21 protein-coding genes and 2 pseudogenes are annotated in these 19,869 nt (G+C 63.6%); 13 read left to right on the forward strand and 10 right to left on the reverse strand.

The annotated features are described in order from the left end of the window. The first annotated feature begins 4 nt into the window (after positions 1-4). Together phoU and phoB are read left to right on the forward strand one after the other, a co-directional pair. Positions 5-709 carry a phosphate signaling complex protein PhoU gene (gene phoU, locus EJ078_RS17640; RefSeq protein ID WP_127215256.1) on the forward strand — a complete coding sequence of 235 codons (705 nt, stop codon included), beginning with the start codon at positions 5-7 and terminating at the stop codon, positions 707-709. A 19-nt stretch (positions 710-728) separates the two neighbouring features. After that, entirely contained in the window at positions 729-1,418 is a 690-nt protein-coding gene (gene phoB, locus EJ078_RS17645; protein ID WP_010911896.1) for a phosphate regulon transcriptional regulator PhoB, read from the forward strand. 316 nt (positions 1,419-1,734) lie between these two features. Here the strand turns inward: phoB and EJ078_RS17650 are convergent, their stop codons facing one another. Continuing rightward, the gene (locus EJ078_RS17650) at positions 1,735-2,970 is read right to left on the reverse strand and encodes an ROK family transcriptional regulator (protein ID WP_127215257.1); all 1,236 of its coding nucleotides are present in this window, start codon (positions 2,968-2,970) and stop codon (positions 1,735-1,737) included. 346 nt (positions 2,971-3,316) lie between these two features. Here EJ078_RS17650 and xylF point away from each other — a divergent pair, with 346 nt between their 5' ends. The 4 genes from xylF to EJ078_RS17670 all read left to right on the forward strand — a co-directional run bounded on the left by xylF (position 3,317) and on the right by EJ078_RS17670 (position 8,529). Then, complete coding sequence (gene xylF / locus EJ078_RS17655; protein WP_067319285.1) at positions 3,317-4,357, forward strand: D-xylose ABC transporter substrate-binding protein; 1,041 nt, start codon at positions 3,317-3,319, stop codon at positions 4,355-4,357. 236 nt (positions 4,358-4,593) lie between these two features. Further along, positions 4,594-5,958, forward strand: a complete 1,365-nt coding sequence (locus EJ078_RS17660; RefSeq protein WP_127215258.1) for a sugar ABC transporter permease — start codon at positions 4,594-4,596, stop codon at positions 5,956-5,958. A gap of 13 nt (positions 5,959-5,971) precedes the next feature. Beyond that, positions 5,972-6,772, forward strand: a complete 801-nt coding sequence (locus EJ078_RS17665) for an ATP-binding cassette domain-containing protein (protein ID WP_067002105.1) — start codon at positions 5,972-5,974, stop codon at positions 6,770-6,772. Positions 6,773-6,903: 131 nt separating this feature from the next. After that, a complete protein-coding gene (locus EJ078_RS17670; RefSeq protein ID WP_067319280.1) occupies positions 6,904-8,529 on the forward strand; it encodes a CHASE domain-containing protein in 1,626 nt (541 codons plus the stop codon). A gap of 84 nt (positions 8,530-8,613) precedes the next feature. On the opposite strand, the gene EJ078_RS17675 is transcribed toward EJ078_RS17670, so the two are convergent. The 6 genes from EJ078_RS17675 to EJ078_RS17700 form a co-directional block, all read right to left on the reverse strand. After that, a complete protein-coding gene (locus EJ078_RS17675; protein WP_067319279.1) occupies positions 8,614-8,859 on the reverse strand; it encodes a YMGG-like glycine zipper-containing protein in 246 nt (81 codons plus the stop codon). 105 nt (positions 8,860-8,964) lie between these two features. Then, positions 8,965-9,267: a hypothetical protein gene (locus EJ078_RS17680; protein ID WP_067319277.1), complete on the reverse strand. Its 303-nt coding sequence runs from the start codon at positions 9,265-9,267 to the stop codon at positions 8,965-8,967. Positions 9,268-9,383: 116 nt separating this feature from the next. Continuing rightward, positions 9,384-9,554: a hypothetical protein gene (locus EJ078_RS17685; RefSeq protein ID WP_164750429.1), complete on the reverse strand. Its 171-nt coding sequence runs from the start codon at positions 9,552-9,554 to the stop codon at positions 9,384-9,386. Positions 9,555-9,780: 226 nt separating this feature from the next. Further along, on the reverse strand, positions 9,781-10,812 hold the full coding sequence (locus EJ078_RS17690; protein WP_095824028.1) for a sensor histidine kinase: 1,032 nt from the start codon (positions 10,810-10,812) through the stop codon (positions 9,781-9,783). 180 nt (positions 10,813-10,992) lie between these two features. Then, positions 10,993-11,157: a DUF1328 domain-containing protein gene (locus EJ078_RS17695; RefSeq protein ID WP_067002119.1), complete on the reverse strand. Its 165-nt coding sequence runs from the start codon at positions 11,155-11,157 to the stop codon at positions 10,993-10,995. A 169-nt stretch (positions 11,158-11,326) separates the two neighbouring features. Beyond that, positions 11,327-12,121 (reverse strand): response regulator, encoded by a 795-nt coding sequence (locus tag EJ078_RS17700; RefSeq protein ID WP_067002122.1) that lies wholly within the window; start codon positions 12,119-12,121, stop codon positions 11,327-11,329. A 217-nt stretch (positions 12,122-12,338) separates the two neighbouring features. Between EJ078_RS17700 and EJ078_RS17705 the strand changes: the two genes are divergently transcribed. Beyond that, positions 12,339-12,542 carry a NepR family anti-sigma factor gene (locus tag EJ078_RS17705; protein ID WP_067002232.1) on the forward strand — a complete coding sequence of 68 codons (204 nt, stop codon included), beginning with the start codon at positions 12,339-12,341 and terminating at the stop codon, positions 12,540-12,542. A gap of 3 nt (positions 12,543-12,545) precedes the next feature. Further along, positions 12,546-13,097 (forward strand): RNA polymerase sigma factor, encoded by a 552-nt coding sequence (locus tag EJ078_RS17710; protein ID WP_040973662.1) that lies wholly within the window; start codon positions 12,546-12,548, stop codon positions 13,095-13,097. A gap of 31 nt (positions 13,098-13,128) precedes the next feature. Here EJ078_RS17710 and EJ078_RS17715 read toward each other — a convergent pair whose 3' ends face one another. Continuing rightward, positions 13,129-13,473 carry a response regulator gene (locus EJ078_RS17715; RefSeq protein ID WP_306462694.1) on the reverse strand — a complete coding sequence of 115 codons (345 nt, stop codon included), beginning with the start codon at positions 13,471-13,473 and terminating at the stop codon, positions 13,129-13,131. A 198-nt stretch (positions 13,474-13,671) separates the two neighbouring features. Here EJ078_RS17715 and EJ078_RS17720 point away from each other — a divergent pair. The 4 genes and pseudogenes from EJ078_RS17720 (at position 13,672) to EJ078_RS17735 (ending at position 15,646) form a co-directional block, all read left to right on the forward strand. Next, a pseudogene (locus EJ078_RS17720) lies at positions 13,672-14,432 on the forward strand (Crp/Fnr family transcriptional regulator). Between the two features lie 77 nt (positions 14,433-14,509). Further along, positions 14,510-14,835, forward strand: a pseudogene (locus tag EJ078_RS17725) (hypothetical protein). Positions 14,836-14,845: 10 nt separating this feature from the next. After that, positions 14,846-15,310: a phage holin family protein gene (locus tag EJ078_RS17730; protein ID WP_095782492.1), complete on the forward strand. Its 465-nt coding sequence runs from the start codon at positions 14,846-14,848 to the stop codon at positions 15,308-15,310. A 120-nt stretch (positions 15,311-15,430) separates the two neighbouring features. Beyond that, positions 15,431-15,646 (forward strand): hypothetical protein, encoded by a 216-nt coding sequence (locus tag EJ078_RS17735; RefSeq protein WP_067002134.1) that lies wholly within the window; start codon positions 15,431-15,433, stop codon positions 15,644-15,646. Positions 15,647-15,665: 19 nt separating this feature from the next. Here EJ078_RS17735 and EJ078_RS17740 read toward each other — a convergent pair whose 3' ends face one another. After that, positions 15,666-16,586: a diacylglycerol kinase family protein gene (locus tag EJ078_RS17740; protein ID WP_127216008.1), complete on the reverse strand. Its 921-nt coding sequence runs from the start codon at positions 16,584-16,586 to the stop codon at positions 15,666-15,668. Positions 16,587-16,825: 239 nt separating this feature from the next. Between EJ078_RS17740 and EJ078_RS17745 the strand changes: the two genes are divergently transcribed. Then, positions 16,826-18,214: a PRC-barrel domain-containing protein gene (locus tag EJ078_RS17745; protein ID WP_127403675.1), complete on the forward strand. Its 1,389-nt coding sequence runs from the start codon at positions 16,826-16,828 to the stop codon at positions 18,212-18,214. A gap of 44 nt (positions 18,215-18,258) precedes the next feature. Here the strand turns inward: EJ078_RS17745 and EJ078_RS17750 are convergent, their stop codons facing one another. Beyond that, entirely contained in the window at positions 18,259-19,821 is a 1,563-nt protein-coding gene (locus tag EJ078_RS17750; protein ID WP_245458859.1) for an alkaline phosphatase family protein, read from the reverse strand. Between the last annotated feature and the right edge of the window lie 48 nt (positions 19,822-19,869).

The raw sequence follows: 19,869 nt of genomic DNA on the forward strand, positions 1-19,869 counted from the left end.
AACCATGGCCCATACGGTCGCTTCCTTCGACGAGGATCTGAGGCAGATCAGCCAGCTCATCCGCGACATGGGCGATCTTGCCGGCTCGATGGTCGGCGCGTCGACCAAGGCTCTGCTGAATTCCGACAACGCGCTGGCGCAGCGCGTGGTCTCCGACGATGCCATCATGGACGCGCGCCAACGCGAGCTCGACGATCGCGCCATCACGCTGATTGCCAAACGCCAGCCGATGGCCGACGACCTGCGCAGCGTCGTTGGCGCCATCCGCATGGCCGGCGATCTCGAGCGCATTGGCGACCTTGCCAAGAACATCGCTAAGCGCGTCGGCTCGGTCGGCGTCAGCGCCGCGCCGCGCGACCTTTCGCACTCCATCGATTCGATGGCGCAGCTGGTGCTGATCCAGGTGCAGGGCGTGATCGAGGAATACGCGGCCGGCGACGCCACGGCGCTCGCCAAGCTCCGCAACGACGACGAGCGCATCGACGTCAAATACACCGCCGTCTTCCGCGAGCTCCTGACCTACATGATGGAGGATCCGCGCAACATCACGGCTTGCACGCATCTGTTGTTCTGCGCCAAGAATCTGGAGCGCATAGGCGACCACGTCACCAACATCGCCGAGAACGCCTACTATGTGCTGACCGGCGCGCAATTGCCCGCGAATCGTCCTAAGCAGGACGAGACGGCGATGTCGGCGCCGGCGGCCTGACAGCGAAGGTGCCTGCTAAATGATCGCGCCACGCATCATGGTGGTGGAGGACGAGGAGCCGCTGGGGGTGCTGCTCCGCTACAACCTCGAATCCGAGGGCTATCAGGTCGAGGTGGTGACGCGCGGCGACGAGGCCGAGATCCGCCTGCAGGAGAATGTGCCCGACCTTCTGGTGCTCGACTGGATGGTGCCGGCGGTGTCCGGCATCGAGCTTTGCCGGCGCCTCAGGATGCGGCCCGAGACCGAACGCCTGCCGATCATCATGCTGACCGCGCGCGGCGAGGAAAGCGACAGGGTGCGCGGCCTCTCGACCGGCGCCGACGACTATCTGGTCAAGCCGTTCTCGACGCCGGAATTCATGGCCAGGGTCAAGGCGCTGCTGCGCCGCGCCAAGCCGGAGGTGCTGTCCAGCGTGCTCAAGGTCGGCGACATCGTGCTCGATCGCGAATCGCATCGCGTCTACCGCAAGAAGAGCGAGATCCGGCTCGGCCCGACCGAGTTCAGGCTGCTGGAATTCATGATGCGGCATCCCGGCCGGGTGTTCTCGCGCAGCCAGCTGCTCGACAATGTCTGGGGCGAGACGATCTATATCGACGAGCGCACCGTGGACGTGCATGTCGGCCGCCTGCGCAAGGCGGTCAACAACGGCCGCATGCCGGACGTCATACGTACCATCCGTGGGGCGGGCTACGCGATCAGGGAAGATTAGATCCAGGGCACCGAAGGTCTGACGGGTTCTATCTGCGCTGGCGGGTTATCGAGACGCTGGTGCTTCGCCGTCCACGGGCGGAGCACGAAGCGTCGCGACGCGGCGCAGACCCGACGATCCACGCGACTTCCACGCGCCGCGGCGGTGCAGAAATTCTGCTCCGCTCATCCGACGATTGAGGTAATGGCATGGATTCCAGGGTCTCCGCGACGGAGCTTCGCTCCTGCTCCGCCCTGGAATGACGAAGCTGCGGGGCCTTCGCTAATCTCCGGCGTCTGCAGGACGCACAGAAGACAACGATCGCTATCGAAGCTGCTCAGGCCACGTTCTTGCCCGCTCTTGCCTGCACGCCCGGGGCGAAAATCTCCTGGTCGACGAAGGTCAGCGCGCGCACGGCGCAGCCTTCGCGGATCAGCGGCAATTCGTTCGGCTCGGTATCGAAGGAGATCGAGTTTGAATGCTGGCCTCCGGCGGTCTGGCCGATCGCCTCGCGCAGCGCCGGCTCGATCAGGTCAAAGGCGGCGGCGCTGACGCCGACCATGGCGACCGGCGCCGGGTCGATCAGCGCGAACAGGCTGCCAAGGCCGAAGCCCAGCGCCTCGCCGGCCCGGCGATAGGCCTCGCGCTCCGGGCCATCCGTCTCGCGCGCCTTGGCGGCGAGCGCCCGCATGTCGGCGTCGCCGACATCGACCGGCTCGGCGTCCTCGCTCATCTTCATGGCGCTGCGCCAGATGGCGTAGTTGCCGGCATAGGCCTCGACGCAGCCGCGGCGTCCGCAACGGCAAAGCGCGCCGCCCGGGCGATGGATCATGTGGCCGAACTCGCCGCCGGAAGAATGTGTGCCGGTGAACAGCTCGCCCTTCAGAACCAGGCCCATGCCGATGCCGTGGGAGAGCAGAATGGCGATGAAATTGTCGCGATAGCGGTGGGGATCGCGCCACTGCAGCGCCACAGCCATCATGTTGCAGTCGTTCTCCATGGTGGCCGGAATGCCGAATTCCTTTTCAAGAATGTCGGCGAAGGGAATGTCGGTCAGCGGCGTGATCGGCGACCACAGCATGGCGCGGGCATGGGAATCGGTGATGCCCTGGATGCCCATGGCGATGCGGGCGACGCTGCCGACGTCGAGGTCCGGATCGTCCAGCCGGCGCCGCACGATCGCCAAGCATTCGCCGATCAGCTCGTTGCGCGGCATGGTGAGCGTATCGAGGCGGCGCTGCTCCTCGGCGATGACCTGGCCCGCATAATCAATAACGGCGACCGAGAGGAAATTGAGCGACAGCACCACCGTTACCACCGCCGCCGCCTCCGGCTTGAGCGCGAGGCCCACCTGTGGCCGGCCGCGCTTCAGAGACGCGGTCTCGCTCGGCTTGCTCTCGGCCAGGATGCCTTCCTGGATCAGATCGGAAGAGATCGCCGAAATGGTCGAATGGCTGAGCCCGGTGGTCGCGGCGATTTCCGTGCGCGACGGCTGGCCGGCCCGGCGCACGGCCGAGAGCACCATGGCGCGGTTGCGCCGGCGCAGATCGTCGTGGCGGATTCCGACCGACATTTTTGTCTCCTCCCAGTCAGCGCGGCCTCTCGATCATGCACAGGACTCGGCGACGCGCCAGATCGGTTCAGTCCCGCACGCCGGCACCCGAACCGTCCTGGTCTTACAAGTTTCGGTGGACCGGGCTGCGCCTCCTCCGAACTGTTGCGCGATAGTGGCAGAAGCGGTCGGCACTGTCATTATTTATTGCGGGTCTCGAAAAAAGTACGTGACCACCTCAAAAACCGTCAGAATTGCAGTTGACAGCGCTTTAGCGTTAGATCAGTATTTTTTCGAGGCTCGAAAAAAAGCCTCATCGCCTTCGGGCCAGTCTGGGTCGCGCCGCGAGGGGCGCAGGGAGGATATCATGAAGAGATTCGCAGCCGCCATTCTGGCGGGCGTCGCCATGTCGTTGACGTTGGTGTCGGTCGCGCAGGCGAAGGACAAGGTGATCGGCGTTTCGTGGTCCAATTTCCAGGAAGAGCGCTGGAAGACCGACGAAGCGGCGATGAAGAAGGCGATCGAGGCCGCCGGCGACAAGTACATATCCGCCGACGCACAGTCCAATCCAGGCAAGCAGCTGACCGACGTCGAAAGCCTGATCTCGCAGGGCGCGAATGCGTTGATAATCCTGGCGCAGGACGCCTCCGCCATCGGGCCGGCGGTGCAGAAGGCACTCGACGAAGGCATTCCGGTCGTCGGCTACGACCGCCTGATCGAGAACAAGGACGTGTTTTATCTGACCTTCGACAACAAGGAAGTCGGCCGCATGCAGGCCCGCGAGGTGTTCAAGGCCAAGCCCGAGGGCAATTACGTCTTCATCAAGGGCTCGGGCGCCGACCCGAACGCCGATTTCCTGTTCTCCGGCTCGATGGAAGTGCTGAAGGAAGCCATCGACAGCGGCAAGATCAAGAATGTCGGCGAGGCCTATACCGATGGCTGGCTTCCCGCCAATGCGCAGAAGAACATGGAGCAGTTCCTGACCGCCAACGACAACAAGGTCGACGCGGTGGTGGCGGCCAATGACGGCACCGCCGGCGGCGTCGTCGCGGCTCTGACGGCGCAAGGGCTGGCCGGCACCGTTCCGGTCTCGGGCCAGGACGGCGACCATGCCGCGCTCAACCGCATCGCGCTCGGCACCCAGACGGTGTCGGTGTGGAAGGACGCGCGCGAGCTCGGCAAGCACGCCGCCGAGATCGCCTCGCAGCTCGCCGACGGCAAGAAGATGACCGACATCGCGGGCGCCAAGGACTTCACGACGCCTGGCGGCAACACCGTCAAGTCGCTGTTCCTGACCCCGGTCGCGATCACCAAGGATAATCTCAACCTCGTCATCGACGCGGGTTGGATCAAGAAGGATGAAGTCTGCGCGGGCGTTGCCGCCGGCAGCGTCGCGGTCTGCAACTAAGCTGGCCGTCAGGTTCAAACGCAGCGCCGCGGCCCGACAGCCGCGGCGTTTCTCCAAAGGCTTTCGGGCGTACTGAAGCCGGAGACCATTGGGGCAGTTCACTGTCCGGCAGGATCGCCGAACTGCTCCAGCCGTTTGTTTCCGCGCAATTCCAGGCGGCCACGCACTTTTCCTGGAATTGCTCTAGCATCGTGGTCCGGCATCCGCGCCAGACGGCAAGCCGGTGGGAGGAGATCATGACCGATACGACCTCTGATACGCCGGCCAACCCGCCGGCGGATCGCGCGCGGGCTTCCGAACTGAGCACCGTCGGGCGCTTCCTCAAGGCGACCGAGCTCGACACCCGCATGCTCGGCATGGTCGGCGCGCTGCTGATCATCTGGATCGGCCTGCATGTCATCTCGAGCCTGCGGCTCGGCGTCAATCCGCTCGATTTCGACAGCCGAACGTTCCTGACGCCGCGCAACCTGTGGAACCTGTCGGTGCAGACCTCGGCCGTGGCCATCATGGCTTCCGGCATGGTGCTGGTCATCGTCATGCGCAACATCGACCTCTCCGTCGGATCGGCCGAGGGTTTGATCGGCATGGTGATGGGCTTTGCCCAAGTGCATTTCCTGGTGCGAATGGTTGGGCTCGAGCTTGGCAATCCCTGGATCTGGGTGCTGGCACTGTTGATCGGCCTGGCGCTCGGCCTGCTGATCGGCGCCTTCCAGGGCTTCGTCATCGCCTATCTCGAAGTGCCGGCCTTCATCGTGACGCTTGGCGGGCTGCTGGTCTGGCGCGGTGCTGCCTGGTGGGTCACCAGCGGCCAGACGGTGGCGCCGCTCGACGCCACCTTCCAACTGATGGGCGGCGGACCGGCCGGCTCGATCGGCGCCAAATGGAGCTGGATCGTCGGCGCCGTCGCCTGTGTTGCCGTGGTGTTTGCGCTGTTCAACGGCAGGGTGCAGCGCAAGCGCTTCCGTTTTCCGCTGCGTCCGATCTGGGCCGAGACGCTGCTCGGCGCGGTCACCTGCGCTGTCATCATGGGCGCGGTGTGGCTGGCCAATTCCTATCCCTGGCCGGTCGGCATCGTGAACCGCTACGCCGCCGCCAACAACCTCACGGTCCCCGAAGGCGGCCTGTTCATCGCCCACGGCATCGCCATTCCGGTGCTGATGGCGATCGCCGTCGGTCTCGTCATGACCTTCATTACCAAGCGCACTCGCTTCGGCCGCTATGTCTTTGCCATCGGCGGCAATCCGGAGGCGGCCAACCTTGCCGGCATCAACACGCGCTGGATCACCATGAAGGTGTTCATGATCATGGGTGTGCTGGCGACGATCGCCGCGGCGATATCGTCGGCGCGGCAGAATTCATCGACCAATGCGCTCGGCACGCTGGACGAGCTCCTGGTCATCGCCGCGGCGGTCATCGGCGGCACCTCTCTCGCCGGCGGCTCGGGAACCGTGCTCGGCGCTATGCTTGGGGCGCTGCTGATGCAGTCGCTGCAGTCCGGCATGGTGCTCCTCGGAGTCGATTCGCCGCTGCAAAGCATCGTCGTCGGCGCCGTGCTGGTCATCGCGGTCTGGCTCGACACCATCTACCGCAAGCGGGTGTGAAGGAGGCAGCATCATGGCAGACAAGAACGCTCCCGCCGGCGCCCCGCTGGTCGACATGCGCAACATCTCGATCGCCTTCGGCGGCATTCGCGCCGTCGACGACGCCTCCATCGATCTCTTCCCCGGCGAAGTGGTGGCGCTGCTCGGCCATAACGGCGCCGGCAAGTCGACGCTGATCAAGATACTGTCCGGCGCCTACAAGCGCGATGCCGGGCAGATCTTCGTCAACGGCGAGGAGGCAGCAATCTCCAACCCGCGCGACGCCAAGAAATACGGTATCGAGACGATCTATCAGACGCTGGCGCTTGCCGACAACGTCGACGCCGCCGCCAATCTTTTCCTCGGCCGCGAGCTGATGACCGCCTGGGGCACGCTGGACGACGTCGCCATGGAGGCCGAAGCGCGCAAGGTGATGGGCCGGCTCAATCCGCGCTTCCAGCGCTTCAAGGAGCCGGTGATCAAGCTGTCCGGCGGACAGAGACAGTCGGTGGCGATCGCGCGCGCGATCCTGTTCAACGCGCGAATCCTGATCATGGACGAGCCGACGGCAGCGCTCGGCCCCCAGGAGACGGCCCAGGTCGGCGAACTGGTGCGGCAACTCAAGGCCGACGGCATCGGCATCTTCCTGATCAGCCACGACATCCATGACGTGTTCGAGCTGGCGGACAGGGTCTGCGTCATGAAGAACGGCCAGGTCGTCGGTACGGCGCGCACCAGCGACGTGACCCAGGACGAGGTGCTCGGCATGATCATTCTGGGCAAGTGCCCGCCAGGCGCCATGCCAGGCCCGGGAGCGCTGAAAATCGCGGCCTAAGACTATAAATTGGTTGGCTAATTTGCGACTTGTTTGATGAGCCAATCGCGGCGTTGGGTTGGCCTTGCCATTGTATTGGCGCGGAGACTTGCCCATAAAGGTGGCCAACCATCCATGGGCCGCATCCTGCATTGAAAAAGCTTTTCCCGATCGTCGCCTTCATCGCCGTCGCGCTGATCAGCCTGACGATGGCGGGGTTCGCCTATTTCGCGACCCAGGAGGCGGCACGCATCAAGTTCGAGGGAACCGCCGACGATGCGCTCAACCGCATCGAGAGCCGCATCGACCTGCATCTGTCGCTGCTGCGCTCGACCCAGGCGCTGTTCGATGCTCGTAACGGCGATATCACGCGCGGCGAGTTCAAGGCCTTCCTCACCGCGCTCGACATCGACGACAATTTCGCCGGACTGCGCGGCATCGGCTTCCTGAGGCTGGCCAAGGCCGGCGACGAGGCCACGCTCGAGCGCGACATCCTGCGCGCTCGCGGTTCGGCCCACCCGGTCTATCCGGCAATCACGCAGCAGCAATGGCGCACGCCCATCGTGCTTTTCGAGCCGCTCGATACCTCCAACCAGTCGATCATCGGCTTCGACATGTTCAGCGACCCGGCACGGCGGGCGGCAATCGAGAAGGCCATGGCCGACGACCAGCAGCATGCCAGCGGGCTCGTTCAACTTGGCCAGGGACAAGGGCTGGAGCAGACCTTCCCCGGATTTCTGGTCTTCGTGCGGCTGAACGTGGAAACGGCCCCGGACGTCATCGATGCCAGCCGCTCCTCGACCGCCGGCTTCCTCTACGCCTCCTTCCGCGCACGCGATCTGTTCCAGGTGGCGCTCAGCAAGGCTCCGCTGCTGCCGGTCAACGTCGAAATCTTCGACGGCCAGCCGGGTGCCGACAATCTCCTGTTCCGATCGGAGGCGCCGCCGGCCGAATCGCTCGGCGGAAAGCTGCTGGCGCGCCGGGATATCGTCGTGGCCGGCCGGCCCTGGACCGTCCTGTTTCGGCCGACGAGCGCTTTCGCGCTGCCGTCCTCGCGCGCCATCCCGGTGATGCTCGGGCTGTTCGGCCTGCTGCTCGCCGGGGCGATTGCCTTGGTGGCCCGCTATCAGGAGCGCGCCTACGAGGCGAAGTCGCTGCTGCATGAGGCCACGGAGAAGAGCCTGCTGGAAAAGGAGCTGATCCTGCAGGAGATGAAGCACCGCATCAAGAACTCGATCACCAGGGTGCTGGCGATCGCACGGCAGACTGCTTCGCAGGCCACCGACGTCAAGGAGTTCTCGGCATCATTCTCGGCGCGGCTGCAGGCGATGGCCGCGTCGCAGGACATGCTGACACGCTCGCGCTGGCAGAAGGCGGACCTCGGCGACCTGCTGCGCACGGAGCTTGGGCAGGTGTTCGGCAAAGAGCTTTCCGAAGGCATATTGTCGGGGCCGGAAGTGCTGCTTGACGAGACGACGACGCAGGCGCTCGGCCTGACCTTCCACGAGCTTGCCACCAACGCGCTGAAATATGGCGAGGCCGGCAACTCGGTGGGCGCCCTGAAGGTCGAGTGGCGGGTCGAAGGACGTGGCCGGGAGCGGACGCTGGTGCTCGATTGGCGCGAGGCCGGGCAGAAGAAACTGGAGCCGCCGGCAAAGACCGGTTTCGGCACCAAGCTGATCGATCTCAATGTCACGCGCGAATTGCGCGGTACGATCAAGCGCGACTACCGGGCCGACGGGCTTAAGGTGGAGATCCGAATACCTCTGCCAGGCTGAGCGCCCGTCAGTCAGGGTCCAACGAGGATCTACCCGGGGACCGCTGGTCGGGCCCCCGGGTAGATGACTGTGTCTCGCGGAAAATCAGTTGCAGCGGGCCTTGTATCTCGTGCCGTCAGAGCGGCGATACACGCAATAGCCATTGCGCAGGTTGCGAACCAACAGGCCGGACCCGGCGCCCACAGCCGCGCCGATCAGCGCGCCCCTGCCGCCGCCGACCAGGCCGCCGACGCCGGCGCCGATCAGGCCGCCCCCGACGACGTCCTGCTCGGTCGTGGTGCAGCCGCTGACGGCGACCACGGCAACCATGGCAATGATCATTTTCCGCATAAATAGCTCCTCGCTTTTGTCCTCACTTTCGGCAGTGCCAACCGCCGTTTAGCACGAAAAAACGGGCTTTGCCTGCCCGATCTTGTTATTGCTGAAGAGAGTGTCTTACGGGCGTGCGCCGTTTGACGCGACAAGCGCGCCGGAAGTTTCCAGCGACGCGACGAGCCTGCCGTCGGGACGCACGGTCCACAGCAGTTGATCGTAGTCGTCTTCAAGTGCCGGATCGACGGCAAGGCACTCGCCCATGACACGCGGCGTGCGCCCCTGCATGTCGCCCAGCGCAAACGGCCGTTCGGCGATGCAGGCCTCGAAAGTCTCGAAGACGCTGACCGGCACCGACAATTCGCGGCAATCGGTCATGGTGTCCGAGCAGCCAATGACGAGGAGCAAGGCGGCGATGTGTTCCACGGGTCGAATCCTCCCGCCGCAAAGAACGATTGTTGCCGCTCAAAAGTTCCTGCTCGGCGGCGTCGGCGCGCAATGGCGCGTGCCCTTGGCGCCGGCCGGCTGCTCGATTGGAAAGATCAGGCCAGTTGCCAGGCCGCCGCCAGCACGAGAGCAGCAACAAGCGCGACGGCGCCGAGGCGAAGCGATGGATGGGAGGAACGGGGCGAGGGCCGTGCTTCGGTGTCCTGGAAGCCGCTCATCGAGACGCGGGCGGCCTGCTCCAGCCTGTTCATATCGGCAATCATCATTCGGTTCCTCCCAAATCGCGGTGTGATTGCGCGGCTGGGTTTGCTGTGTCGCGAGCTGGTTCAGCGCCTGACGGGATCGCCGATCCGCTCCAAGGTTTTACGCAACTCGGAAGGGCATTGCGCGCTATCCTGGAGTTGCTTCTGCCGGGGAAACACAATCGGATTTTATGGTGAATGGCAGGTTAACGCCTCTCCGGCGGCTGTCTGTTGCCCAAGACGTGGTTGTTCATTCTATCTCGAAATTGCCGCGCGGGATGGTCAGGCGATATTCGAGACGATCGTCGTCGATATCGAGACTGGCGGAGCCATTCAGCGACGTCGGCACGACGCGTTCGAGGGCGACGCTGCCAAAACGATTTTCGGTGCGCCGACCGGCGCCGATCCTTTCTGTCCAAATCAGCAAAAGGCCAGGCGAAGTCTCGCTGCCGGCCGCGATCCTGGCGCTTACCCTGATCCGCCCGTCAGGCTGCGACAGGGCGCCGTAGCTTACCGAATTCACGGCCAGCTCGTGCATGGCCAGTCCGATATGAAGGGCAGCGTTCGGATTGAGGTAAGGGTTCTCCCCATCGAAACGCAGGCTGCGACTTGGATCGGCGCTATAGCGGCCGACCTGGCCGGACACGAGCTCACGAAGCGCCGCTCCCCGCCAGTTGGAGGATGTCACCAGATCCTGAGACGAGGCGAGCGACTGGATACGGCCGCGAAAGTGCGTCAGAAAATCGCCGAGCGTCTCCGAGTAGCGTCCGGTCTGGGTGGCTATGCTCTGGATGATGGCCAGAAGATTCTTCGAGCGATGGCTGACCTCTCGCAGCAGCGTTTTCAGCGTCTGCTCGCGGCGCTTCTGCTCCGTCGTCTCGACCATGGTGGTGACGACGCCCTGAACCTCGCCGGAGTCGCTGCGATCGGCATCGATCCAGACATGGAACCAGCGCACGCCGTCACTGTCGGAAATGCCGAGCTCGAGGCGATCCGGGTTGCCGGTTTCAATCACCTTGCGCTTGGCTGCGCCTATGCGCTCGGACTGCGCGGGGGAAAGCGCATCCTTGCCCTCGGCCGTCTCGCAGGCCCACGGGGCCCGCATGTTGCGCGCCCAGACGGTCTTCATTTCACGATCCTGGTAGAGGACCGAAATTCCAGCATTGTGGAGCGCGTGGAGTAGCGCGCGACCCACCTGCATCCCGCTTTCCGCCGGATGCATCGCGATCACTTCGTCGCTGTGCTCTTGCGTATAGTCCTTCTCTGAGGCCTTGGAACGCATTCGATACTTCCCGCATCCAGGCGCGAACGGCTTACGAGGATTGCTGCCCCGGTCTTGACCTACTGATGCTTATGCTGCCCAAAAGCGGTCCGCCGGACGACATCCTTTTGGGGACATCGCCCGGCGGTGGCTGGAAACCGTTTGAGGGGTGCGGCTTCCAGTGTTCGGCACTCCCCCTGGTCAGGTTCTCCTGACGAGGCCGGCGATGAGTGAGATCACCAGGAAAGCAAGGAAGACGAAGAACAATATCTGCGCGATGCCAGCCGACGTGCCGGCGATGCCGCCGAACCCAAGCGCGCCGGCGATGATCGCGACCACAAGAAAAACGAGCGCCCAGTACAGCATGATATCTCTCCTTCTAACGTCCTGGAAAAAACGTGGCTGGATGGCGTTTGTTCCACCATTTGCGGAAAAAGACGATCCCCTGAAAATGCGTCACGGATGGGACTCCGCGCCGCATCATGCGAGGCGCTGGCGCCTCGCATGAGAGCTCAATGATCGGACATTGCCGCAGTTAGGCCGCGGCTTTCGCCTGGCGGTCGAAGAACAGCGCCTGACTGATCAGCGCCTTGACCATGTCTGGATTGAACGGCTTGGTCACCAGAAACGCAGGTTCGGGACGCTCGCCGGTCAACAGGCGCTCAGGGAAAGCGGTGATGAAGATCACCGGCACCGGCGTCGAGGACAAGATCTCATTTACCGCCTCTATGCCCGAGCTGCCATCGGCGAGCTGGATGTCGGCCAGCACCATTTTCGGACGCGTCTTGCCGAAAACGGCGACCGCCTCGGCGTGCGTGCGGGCGGTGCCGACAACGCGATGGCCGAGGCTTTCGACCATCTCCTCGATGTCCATGGCGATCAGCGGCTCGTCCTCGATGATCAGCACGTCGGTCGCGACCTGGCGGGAAATCTCGCTGCTTGCCTGGGCAAGCAATTCGGAGAACTCCTGTTCGTCCGCATCGAGGATTTCCGCGGCTTCATCCTCGCTGAAACCCTCTACGGCGACCAGCAGGAAAGCTTGCCTCGGCCGCGGCGCGATTGCGTTGAGATTGGCGGCCGCCCGCTGCTCCCAAGCTGTCTGCGCATGCTCTTGCGGCACGCGGATCGCAATCGAAGTGAACAGCCTGGCAAAGACCTTGTACAGCGCAATGCGATCGCTCGATGCCTTAGGGAAAACTTCGGTGTCGGCGATGATGGCCTCCAGCATCGCAGCAACCAGGGCGTCACCGCTTTCCTGCGATCCCGACACGGCGCGCGAGAAACGGCGGAGGAAAGGCAGGTGAGGAGCGATGGTTGCGGACAGGCTCATATTTGACGTCTCCCTCAGATGACGTTGTTGCAAAGGCTAGACTCACTGGAAGTCCCGGCAAAACCAACGTCGGCTTTCTGAAAAAGTTCCGCCGGGCAGGGAACTAAATTAGGAAGCGGGCGTTTCCGGCTTCGGGATGGGCAACCAGACAAGGGTGCCGCTTGCGTCGTGATCTATGGTTTTAAAGCGGTTTCAGGTGCTGGGACTTAGGGCAAACATGAAAGAAATGTCAAAGAATTCAATAACTGGCGCCCCGAGCAGGCACCGGAACGGGGGTAGCAGTCCGCTCGGACCGAACTCCGAAATCGCCCGCAAACTCAAGCAATATTACGACGAGCTGGTCTCCGATCAGGTGCCGGATCGATTCGCTCAGTTGCTCAGCCAGCTGGAAAAGGCCGAACCCGCCGAGAAAAAGGACTGAGACATGGCGGCGGTCTCCCAGAGCTTCAAGACCGAGCTGCTCGGCGCGATCCCAAGCCTGCGCGCCTTTGCGGTGTCGCTGACGCAGAATGCCGACAAGGCGGACGACCTCGTCCAGGAAACCCTGGTGAAGGCGTGGGACAAACATGAGAGTTTCCAGCCGGGCACCAACCTCAAGGCCTGGCTGTTCACCATCCTGCGCAATGAATTCTATTCGCAGATGCGCAAGCGCGGCCGCGAGGTGCAGGACAGCGACGGCATCATGACCGCCAGGCTCGCCGTCCACCCGGCCCAGCATGGCCAGCTCGACCTCAAGGATTTCCGCGGCGCGCTGGAGCAGCTGCCGGAGGATCAGCGCGAAGCCATTATCCTGATCGGCGCGTCCGGCTTTTCCTACGAAGAGGCGGCGGAAATCTGCGGCTGCGCGGTGGGCACGATCAAGAGCCGGGTCAGCCGCGCGCGCGCCCGGCTGCAGGACATCCTGAAGATTTCGGGCGAGGACGAATACGGCCCCGACGCGATCTCGGCGCAGGTGACAGGATCAAACGCCGCCTGACACCGACCTCCGGCTCTTCGACGCTACGTCGTCACGCCGCTTTCGCGCGCCTGCAGGCGCGCGCCAGGGCCTGGATCAGATCGTCGCCCGAGTAGGGCTTGGTGACCAGCTTAATCTCGGGAAAAGAGCCCTCGAGATCCTCGGCGTCGGAGTAGCCCGACGCGAAGACGAATGGAATGCGGGCGCTGCGCAGCCGCTCGGCGAAGTCGAGTGTCGAGGTGCCGCCGAGCATCAGGTCGACGATAGCGGCGTCGAACAACGAAAACCCATCCCGCAGGTCGATTTCAGCCAGGTCCCCAACAATCGTGACCTCGGCTGCCCCTTGGTCGCGGCATAGTTGCTCGACATCCATCGCTATCAGGAATTCGTCTTCCAAGACCAGGATGCGCAATCCGTCTAGCAATGGGGGCACGTGGCGGCGACTCCTATAAGGCTGCAGTCATGCGCGGTATTTGGCGCTCTGTCATTTAAAAAAGACATGACCGGCGACGCATTGCGTGAGCGGCGGAACCTCGGTCCGGGTGAAGCGTTTGTATTCGCCCGATCGGGGCAGGGGTTTCGAAGAGGGGTCGAAATGTCCGGCCAGAGCGCATATTCCCTTGCCAACCGCCAATATCCTTGCGGCAAATGCCCGTTGCGGCCGTTGCCAGTCTTTCGCGAATTCGAGAGCCAGGAGCTGTTGTTCGTCAGCGGGTTCAAGAAAGGAGAGCTTGCGGTCGACAAGGGGGCGACCGTGCTGGTCGAAGGCAGCCACAGCGCGCATCTCTACACCATACTTTCAGGCTGGGCATTCCGCTACAAGCTGTTGCCCGACGGGCGGCGGCAAATCCTCAATTATTCCATGCCCGGCGATCTCATCGGCCTGCAAGGCAGCCTGATGGGCGAGATGCAGCATTCCGTCGAGGCCTTGTCGCCGATGCTGCTGTGCGTCTTCGAGCGCGACCAATTGCACGAGCTTTACCGTAACTACCCGGGCCTGGCCTATGACAACACCTGGATGGCGTCGCGCGAGGAGCGCATGCTCGATGAAAACCTGCTGAGCATCGGTCGCCGTTCCGCGCTTGAGCGCACCGCCTATCTTGTCGCCTTCATCTCCAGCCGTGCCCGGGGGCGGGCCTGAACGGCAAGCGGCCGGTGCAGATCCCGATCACGCAGCAGCATATCGCCGATACGCTCGGCCTTTCGCTGGTGCATACCAACAAGACGATCCGCAAGCTGATGGACCGTAAGCTGATCATTTGGCGTGACGGTGGTTGCGAGGTTCTCAGCCATGAGGGGCTGACGGAGTTGGCCGGCTGGCAAGGTTTGGGTGAGGAGCGCAGACCGCTGATCTGACGACGAGCCGGACCGGCAGAACGGAACCCCGGTCTCGGCCAAGCGTTGAAATGGAAGCAAACATAAGGAGTTACGCAATGGCGACCGCCGCAGGCAGATCCGCAACAGACACTCCCCCAGCGCCGACCTCGAAGCCGACATCCGGCAGTTGAAGGCCGATATCGAAGAGCTCACCAGGCAATTGGCCAAGACCCGGGACGACAGTTACGGGGCAGCGCGCCGCGCGGCCGCCGAAGGCGTCGAGCAGCTGCGCGCGCACGGCGAGGCAGCGTTCGAAAGCATGCGCGGAAGCGCTCAGGATTTGGAAGCGCAGTTGATAGCCAGCGTTCGCGAAAAGCCGGTGACGTCGCTGGCGATTGCGGCGGGAGTAGGTTTCCTGTTCGCGCTGCTGTCGCGCCGCTAGCAGCCCTCATATGGGGACGCTGGTTTCGCTTATTTCCGGCCTTGCTTCCGGCGAGGCGGTGGCGGCCTTGCAAAGAGCGCGGCTGACCGCAATCCTCTACGGACTTGCCGGTGTTTTTGCCCTGTGCGGCGTCGGTTTCCTCATCGGCGCGGCCTATATCTGGCTGGCGGCGCGCTACGGGCCGCTAGCGACCAGCCTCGGCTTCGGCATCGGCTTCCTGGTGATCGCCGGGCTGATTGTCGTGATCCACAAGTTGACAACCAGCATGCGGGCGCGGCGGCGCGCGCGAAGGCGAAAGGCCGACATGACGGCGGTTGGCGTAACCGCGGCGCTCGCGTTGCTCCCGGCGCTCGCGAAAAGCAAGGGCGGCCTGGGCACGCTTCTCGCGCCCGCGATCGCGCTCGCCGCCTACGCCATCTACCGCGAGAACGTGAAGGCTGGGCCTCGAGAAAAGGATCGCAGCGAAACGCCATAGGCGCGGCAAGCCGGTCGAGGCGGCCGACCGTTGCCGGATGATTGGGAACTTTCGCGGAAAGGGTCCGTTACCCGACCATGCCGTGCTCGGCGTGCCCGCCCCCACACCTGGAGACCGACCATGCCCAAGACCGTTCCTGAAAACGAAGCCCGCCAGGGGCATTGGGGCTGGCATGCGCTCAGGATTCTCGTCGCCGGGCTGCTGCTGGTATTCATCGCTTGGGGCGTAGCCGAGATTTATGGCGTGTTGATCAAAGAGCCGAGCACTGAGCAGCAGCACGTCCCACAACCTCCAGGGACCGAGCAGGCGCCTGCTCCCAGTGGTCAAACACAGTAGTTTGAAGTCTTCGGCCCATTCAGGCTGCCTTTGCCTGCGCGCTGCTTCTAGGGACCAGCACGTTAAGGGTCGCTGGATGGATTTCGACCGTGGTTTCGCGTTCCAGCTTGACCAACTCTCCGTCCATCACCGCCTTGAACTTGGTCGGCGACGAATGAATTTTCAGCACGGCCTTGTCAGCCTGGTGGATCTCGACATGTTCGCTTTGGCGCCACCGGCCGCGCAGCATGGCAAGCAGCAATTTTACCAAGTCACGGCGCCGGCGCGCAACGCTGACATAGATGCCAAGCATGCCGCCGGCCGGATTGTCCGCATAAGGCAGATGGCCCTCGCCGAACAGATTGTTGCTGATGCCAATCCCGGTCGCGCGGGTGATGATGTCGGTCTTGCCGATGGTCAAAGTCACCTTGAGGGTGCGCGGGTTCTTGATCGTTGCCCATGCGGCGCGAACCGACGCCCGCATCTTTCCCAGCCGCGAGCCAAAATCCATCTTCTCGCGGAGCTGGACCATTCTGGCATGCATACCGATTGAAAACTGATGCACGAAGGGACGGCCATTCGCGGTCGCCATATCGACCGCCTTGACCTCGGCGTCGGTAAAGGCCTTCAAGGCGGCTTCCAGTGTTTGGGGAATGCCAAGGCTGCGCGCGAAAAGGTTCATCGTACCGGCCGGCAATATGGCCAACGCCTTCTTCTTGTTCATCAGAAGCGAGGCGGCGGTGGACACCGTTCCGTCGCCGCCTCCGGCCAGCACGACATCGACGTTGCGCATGGCTATGGCCTTTTCCAAAGCCGTGGCGATTTCGCCGCCCGCAACGATGTCGATCTGAACCGAATGGCCAGCCGCTTCCAGAAGCTCGCGGACCCGGTCGGCAAAGGCTGCAACATCGGTCGTGCGCAGGGTGCCCCCGTCCTTGTTCAGCACCGCAGCAAACCGCATGCCCCTCTCCGTCCTGCTATTGTTAGGCCAAAAACGAGCTCTCAGCCGGAGGCTGAAACGGAAAGGGGCCGCCGAAGGTTCCGCGTCAGGGAGCAAGTCAAGCGCCGTGGACGGGCGCCGTTTGGAACAAGGCTCCCCTCACGACGTTGTGAAATCGTGGAATATTGCCGCGCTCGCCCTTGCCTTGTGCGAGGCCGCGAACGCGGCGCGTAGGAAATCAGGCACGAGGAGAGACGATCATGATCCGCACTCTTTTTGCAACGACCGCGCTTGCAACCCTCCTAGCAACCGGGGCCTTTGCGCAGAACACAACGCCTGCACCGGCGCAGGCGCCCGCCACCGAAACCCCCGCGCCCGCCGCCGAGACCCAAGCTCCAGTAGTACGTGCAGACGGGGCGCTGATGACCAATATCATCGGTGAATCCGTCTATAATGGGACCGGCGACGATGCCGAAGACATCGGCAAGGTCGACGACGTCGTTTTCGATGCAAGCGGCAACGTAAAATCCGTCATCATCGGCGTCGGCGGCTTTCTTGGCGTCGGCACCAAGGATGTCGCCTTCGATTACAACAAGCTGGAATGGGCCGAGAAGAACGGCGACCGCTGGCTCGTAGCGAAGACGACCAAAGACGAGCTGAACGCGCAGGCGGCCTTCGATCGCAAGGCCTATGATCCGGCCCCGGCGCAAACGACCGATGCCACGCAGCCAGCGACCACCGACAGCGGAACGGCGCAAGCGCCCGCTCAGCCGGCCCAGCCGGTAGAGAAGGCTGAAGGCAATCTCGCCACCAACATCATGGGCGAGTCAGTCTATAACGGCACCGCCGACGACGCCCAAAAGATCGGCGACGTCAACGACATCGTTCTTGCCAAGGACGGCAAGGCCGAATCCCTCGTGATCGGCGTCGGCGGCTTCCTGGGCATTGGCGAGAAGAACGTTACCTTCGACTTCGCCAAGGCCAAATGGGCAGAGAAGAATGGCGATCGCTGGTTGATCGCCGAGACGACGAAGGAAGAGCTGGAGGCTCAGCCGGACTTCAACCGCAAGGCCTATGATCCGGCGCCGGCCGCAGCCACCACGGCTTCGAACACTGCTCCGGCAACGACCACCCCTGCCGTGACCTCGTCCGACACCACGGCCGACAAGGAGGCCAAACCGGCTCAGCCGGCCCAGACGACGGCTGAGACCAAGCCCGCGGCGCCGGCTGCGAATACGACGGCTGAGAACAAGCCAGCCGATACCGGCACAGCCGCCACCGACACGACCAAGACAGCCTCGATCGACAAATCGACGTTGAACGAAATGCCGATGGGCAACATCAGAGTCGACGATCTGAAGGGCACCACGGTATACGGCGCCAACGATGTCGAGATCGGCGAGATTGGCGATGTCGTGCTGACGCCCGACAACAAGCCGGATGCGGTGGTTATCGATGTCGGCGGTTTCCTCGGCATCGGCGAGAAGGAAGTCGCCCTCGGCATGGATAAGCTGAAGTTCATGACCGACAAGGACGGCAACAAGTATCTCTACACCAACTTCACCAAGGAGCAGTTGGAGGCGCAGGCAGCCTACGACAAGAGCTCCTATGCCGCAAACCGCGACAAGCAGAGGATGGTCCTGCAGTAAGGGACCAGGCAGCGGGCAGCGGGCAGCAGGGAATACGCGTTTCGCTATTCCCTGCTGCCTGCTGTCTTGCTCACGTGGCCGGCCACTCCGTCCTTTGTCAGCTCCGCCAGCGCGAGTGATTGGTCGAGATGGTTGGCGCGCCAGGTGAGCATCTTCTCGGCGAGTTCCACGCGCACCGGCAGATAGGCGGGGTCGTGCGCGAGGTTGCTCAACTCGTCCGGATCGCTAGCCAGGTCGAAGAGAAGCGGCGGCAGGCCGCCGCCGAAATGGACATATTTGAAAGCCTCGGTGCGAAGGACGGCAAGGTTGCAGTCGCGTGAGCCGATGCCGAAATGCCGCTCGGCTTCGCCGTCGGCGACCGAGCGGAAATCGAATTCCCAGTGCGCCGCGTCGCGCCAGTCGGCCGGCTCCTCGCCGTCGAGCCAGGACGCCAGCGACCTGCCGTCGAGGTGCGGTTCGGGTGCTGCGCCGATCAGGTCGAGCAAGGTCGGGAAGACGTCCACCGCCTCGGTGAAACGATCGATGGAAGCGCCGGCCGCTTCTGTCCGGCGCGGATCGCGCACGATCAGCGGAATGTGGTAGCTGGCGTCGAAGAAGCCGCCTTTGCCAAGCATGAAGTGGTCGCCCATCATCTCGGCATGGTCGGAGGTGAGCACAACCACAGTGTCATCCCAACTGCCGGCCGCCTTCAGCGCTTCCCAGATGCGGCCGAGCTGCGCGTCGAGCTCGGAGATCATGCCGTAGTAAAGCGCACGGATCCGGCGGAAATTCTCCTCGCTCCAATCCCGCACCTTGCCCTCGGCGCCGGGAACGAACTTCGTCCGCTTCTGCAGGCCAAGATCGTATGCGAGGTAGGGGTGGCTTTGCGCCTCGGCCTGCCAGTTCGCCGCGCGCCGGAAAGCGGGGCCGTCGGCCGGGTCGTACATGGTGTTGTAGGGCTGCGGCACGATGAAAGGCGGGTGCGGGCTGATGAAGGAGATGTGCCCGAACCACGGCGCCGCCTGCTCCTGTTCGCCAAGCCAGCGGATGAATTCGCCGGCCAGGAAAGCCGCCGGCGTCTGGTCCTTCGAATAGACCGGCGGCGCGTTGCTTACATCATCGCCGACCTTGCCCTGCTTGCCAGCCGGACGATGGATGCCCGGTATCCCGGCGCTCGTGTCGATGCCTTGCGTCCGCAGCCAGGACAGCCACTGCTTCTGATGTTCGGGCAGCAACTGCCGGACGCTGAAGCCGGGCAGCACGCCTTCATAACTCCTCAGCCGCGGATCGCCGGCCGCAAGCCGGCGCGGGTCCGGCGCCACATCGGTATAACCGAACAACGTGGGGTCATAACCCACCGCGCGTGCGGAAAGCGCGATGTTACTGTGGCGGGCGTCGAGCGGCGAGCCGTTGCGGCAGACCCGGTTGTTCATCTGATAGAGGCCGGTGTAGAGGCAGGCGCGCGCCGGCGAGCAGGGCGCCGCTCCACCGTAGTGGCGCTGGAACAGCACGCCCTCGGCCGCGAGCGCATCCACATGCGGCGTTTTCACTACCGGATGTCCCGCCGCCGACAGACAATCGCCGCGCCACTGGTCGCAGGTGATGAGAAGAACATTCGGGCGGCTCACTCGGTTCTCCAAACTCTTCTCCTCAAGATGGTGCGCCCGCTCATGGAG

It is taken from the genome of Mesorhizobium sp. M1A.F.Ca.IN.022.06.1.1, assembly GCF_003952605.1.
GTDB lineage: Bacteria > Pseudomonadota > Alphaproteobacteria > Rhizobiales > Rhizobiaceae > Mesorhizobium.

What these genes read in the sequence shown, in the direction of transcription:
- phoU (WP_127215256.1), top strand. Translation starts at nt 5, where the DNA reads ATGGCCCATACGGTCGCTTCCTTCGACGAGGATCTGAGGCAGATCAGC.
- phoB (WP_010911896.1), top strand. Translation starts at nt 729, where the DNA reads ATGATCGCGCCACGCATCATGGTGGTGGAGGACGAGGAGCCGCTGGGG.
- EJ078_RS17650 (WP_127215257.1), bottom strand. Translation starts at nt 2,970, where the DNA reads ATGTCGGTCGGAATCCGCCACGACGATCTGCGCCGGCGCAACCGCGCC.
- xylF (WP_067319285.1), top strand. Translation starts at nt 3,317, where the DNA reads ATGAAGAGATTCGCAGCCGCCATTCTGGCGGGCGTCGCCATGTCGTTG.
- EJ078_RS17660 (WP_127215258.1), top strand. Translation starts at nt 4,594, where the DNA reads ATGACCGATACGACCTCTGATACGCCGGCCAACCCGCCGGCGGATCGC.
- EJ078_RS17665 (WP_067002105.1), top strand. Translation starts at nt 5,972, where the DNA reads ATGGCAGACAAGAACGCTCCCGCCGGCGCCCCGCTGGTCGACATGCGC.
- EJ078_RS17675 (WP_067319279.1), bottom strand. Translation starts at nt 8,859, where the DNA reads ATGCGGAAAATGATCATTGCCATGGTTGCCGTGGTCGCCGTCAGCGGC.
- EJ078_RS17685 (WP_164750429.1), bottom strand. Translation starts at nt 9,554, where the DNA reads ATGATGATTGCCGATATGAACAGGCTGGAGCAGGCCGCCCGCGTCTCG.
- EJ078_RS17690 (WP_095824028.1), bottom strand. Translation starts at nt 10,812, where the DNA reads ATGCGTTCCAAGGCCTCAGAGAAGGACTATACGCAAGAGCACAGCGAC.
- EJ078_RS17695 (WP_067002119.1), bottom strand. Translation starts at nt 11,157, where the DNA reads ATGCTGTACTGGGCGCTCGTTTTTCTTGTGGTCGCGATCATCGCCGGC.
- EJ078_RS17700 (WP_067002122.1), bottom strand. Translation starts at nt 12,121, where the DNA reads ATGAGCCTGTCCGCAACCATCGCTCCTCACCTGCCTTTCCTCCGCCGT.
- EJ078_RS17705 (WP_067002232.1), top strand. Translation starts at nt 12,339, where the DNA reads ATGAAAGAAATGTCAAAGAATTCAATAACTGGCGCCCCGAGCAGGCAC.
- EJ078_RS17710 (WP_040973662.1), top strand. Translation starts at nt 12,546, where the DNA reads ATGGCGGCGGTCTCCCAGAGCTTCAAGACCGAGCTGCTCGGCGCGATC.
- EJ078_RS17730 (WP_095782492.1), top strand. Translation starts at nt 14,846, where the DNA reads ATGGGGACGCTGGTTTCGCTTATTTCCGGCCTTGCTTCCGGCGAGGCG.
- EJ078_RS17735 (WP_067002134.1), top strand. Translation starts at nt 15,431, where the DNA reads ATGCCCAAGACCGTTCCTGAAAACGAAGCCCGCCAGGGGCATTGGGGC.
- EJ078_RS17740 (WP_127216008.1), bottom strand. Translation starts at nt 16,586, where the DNA reads ATGCGGTTTGCTGCGGTGCTGAACAAGGACGGGGGCACCCTGCGCACG.
- EJ078_RS17745 (WP_127403675.1), top strand. Translation starts at nt 16,826, where the DNA reads ATGATCCGCACTCTTTTTGCAACGACCGCGCTTGCAACCCTCCTAGCA.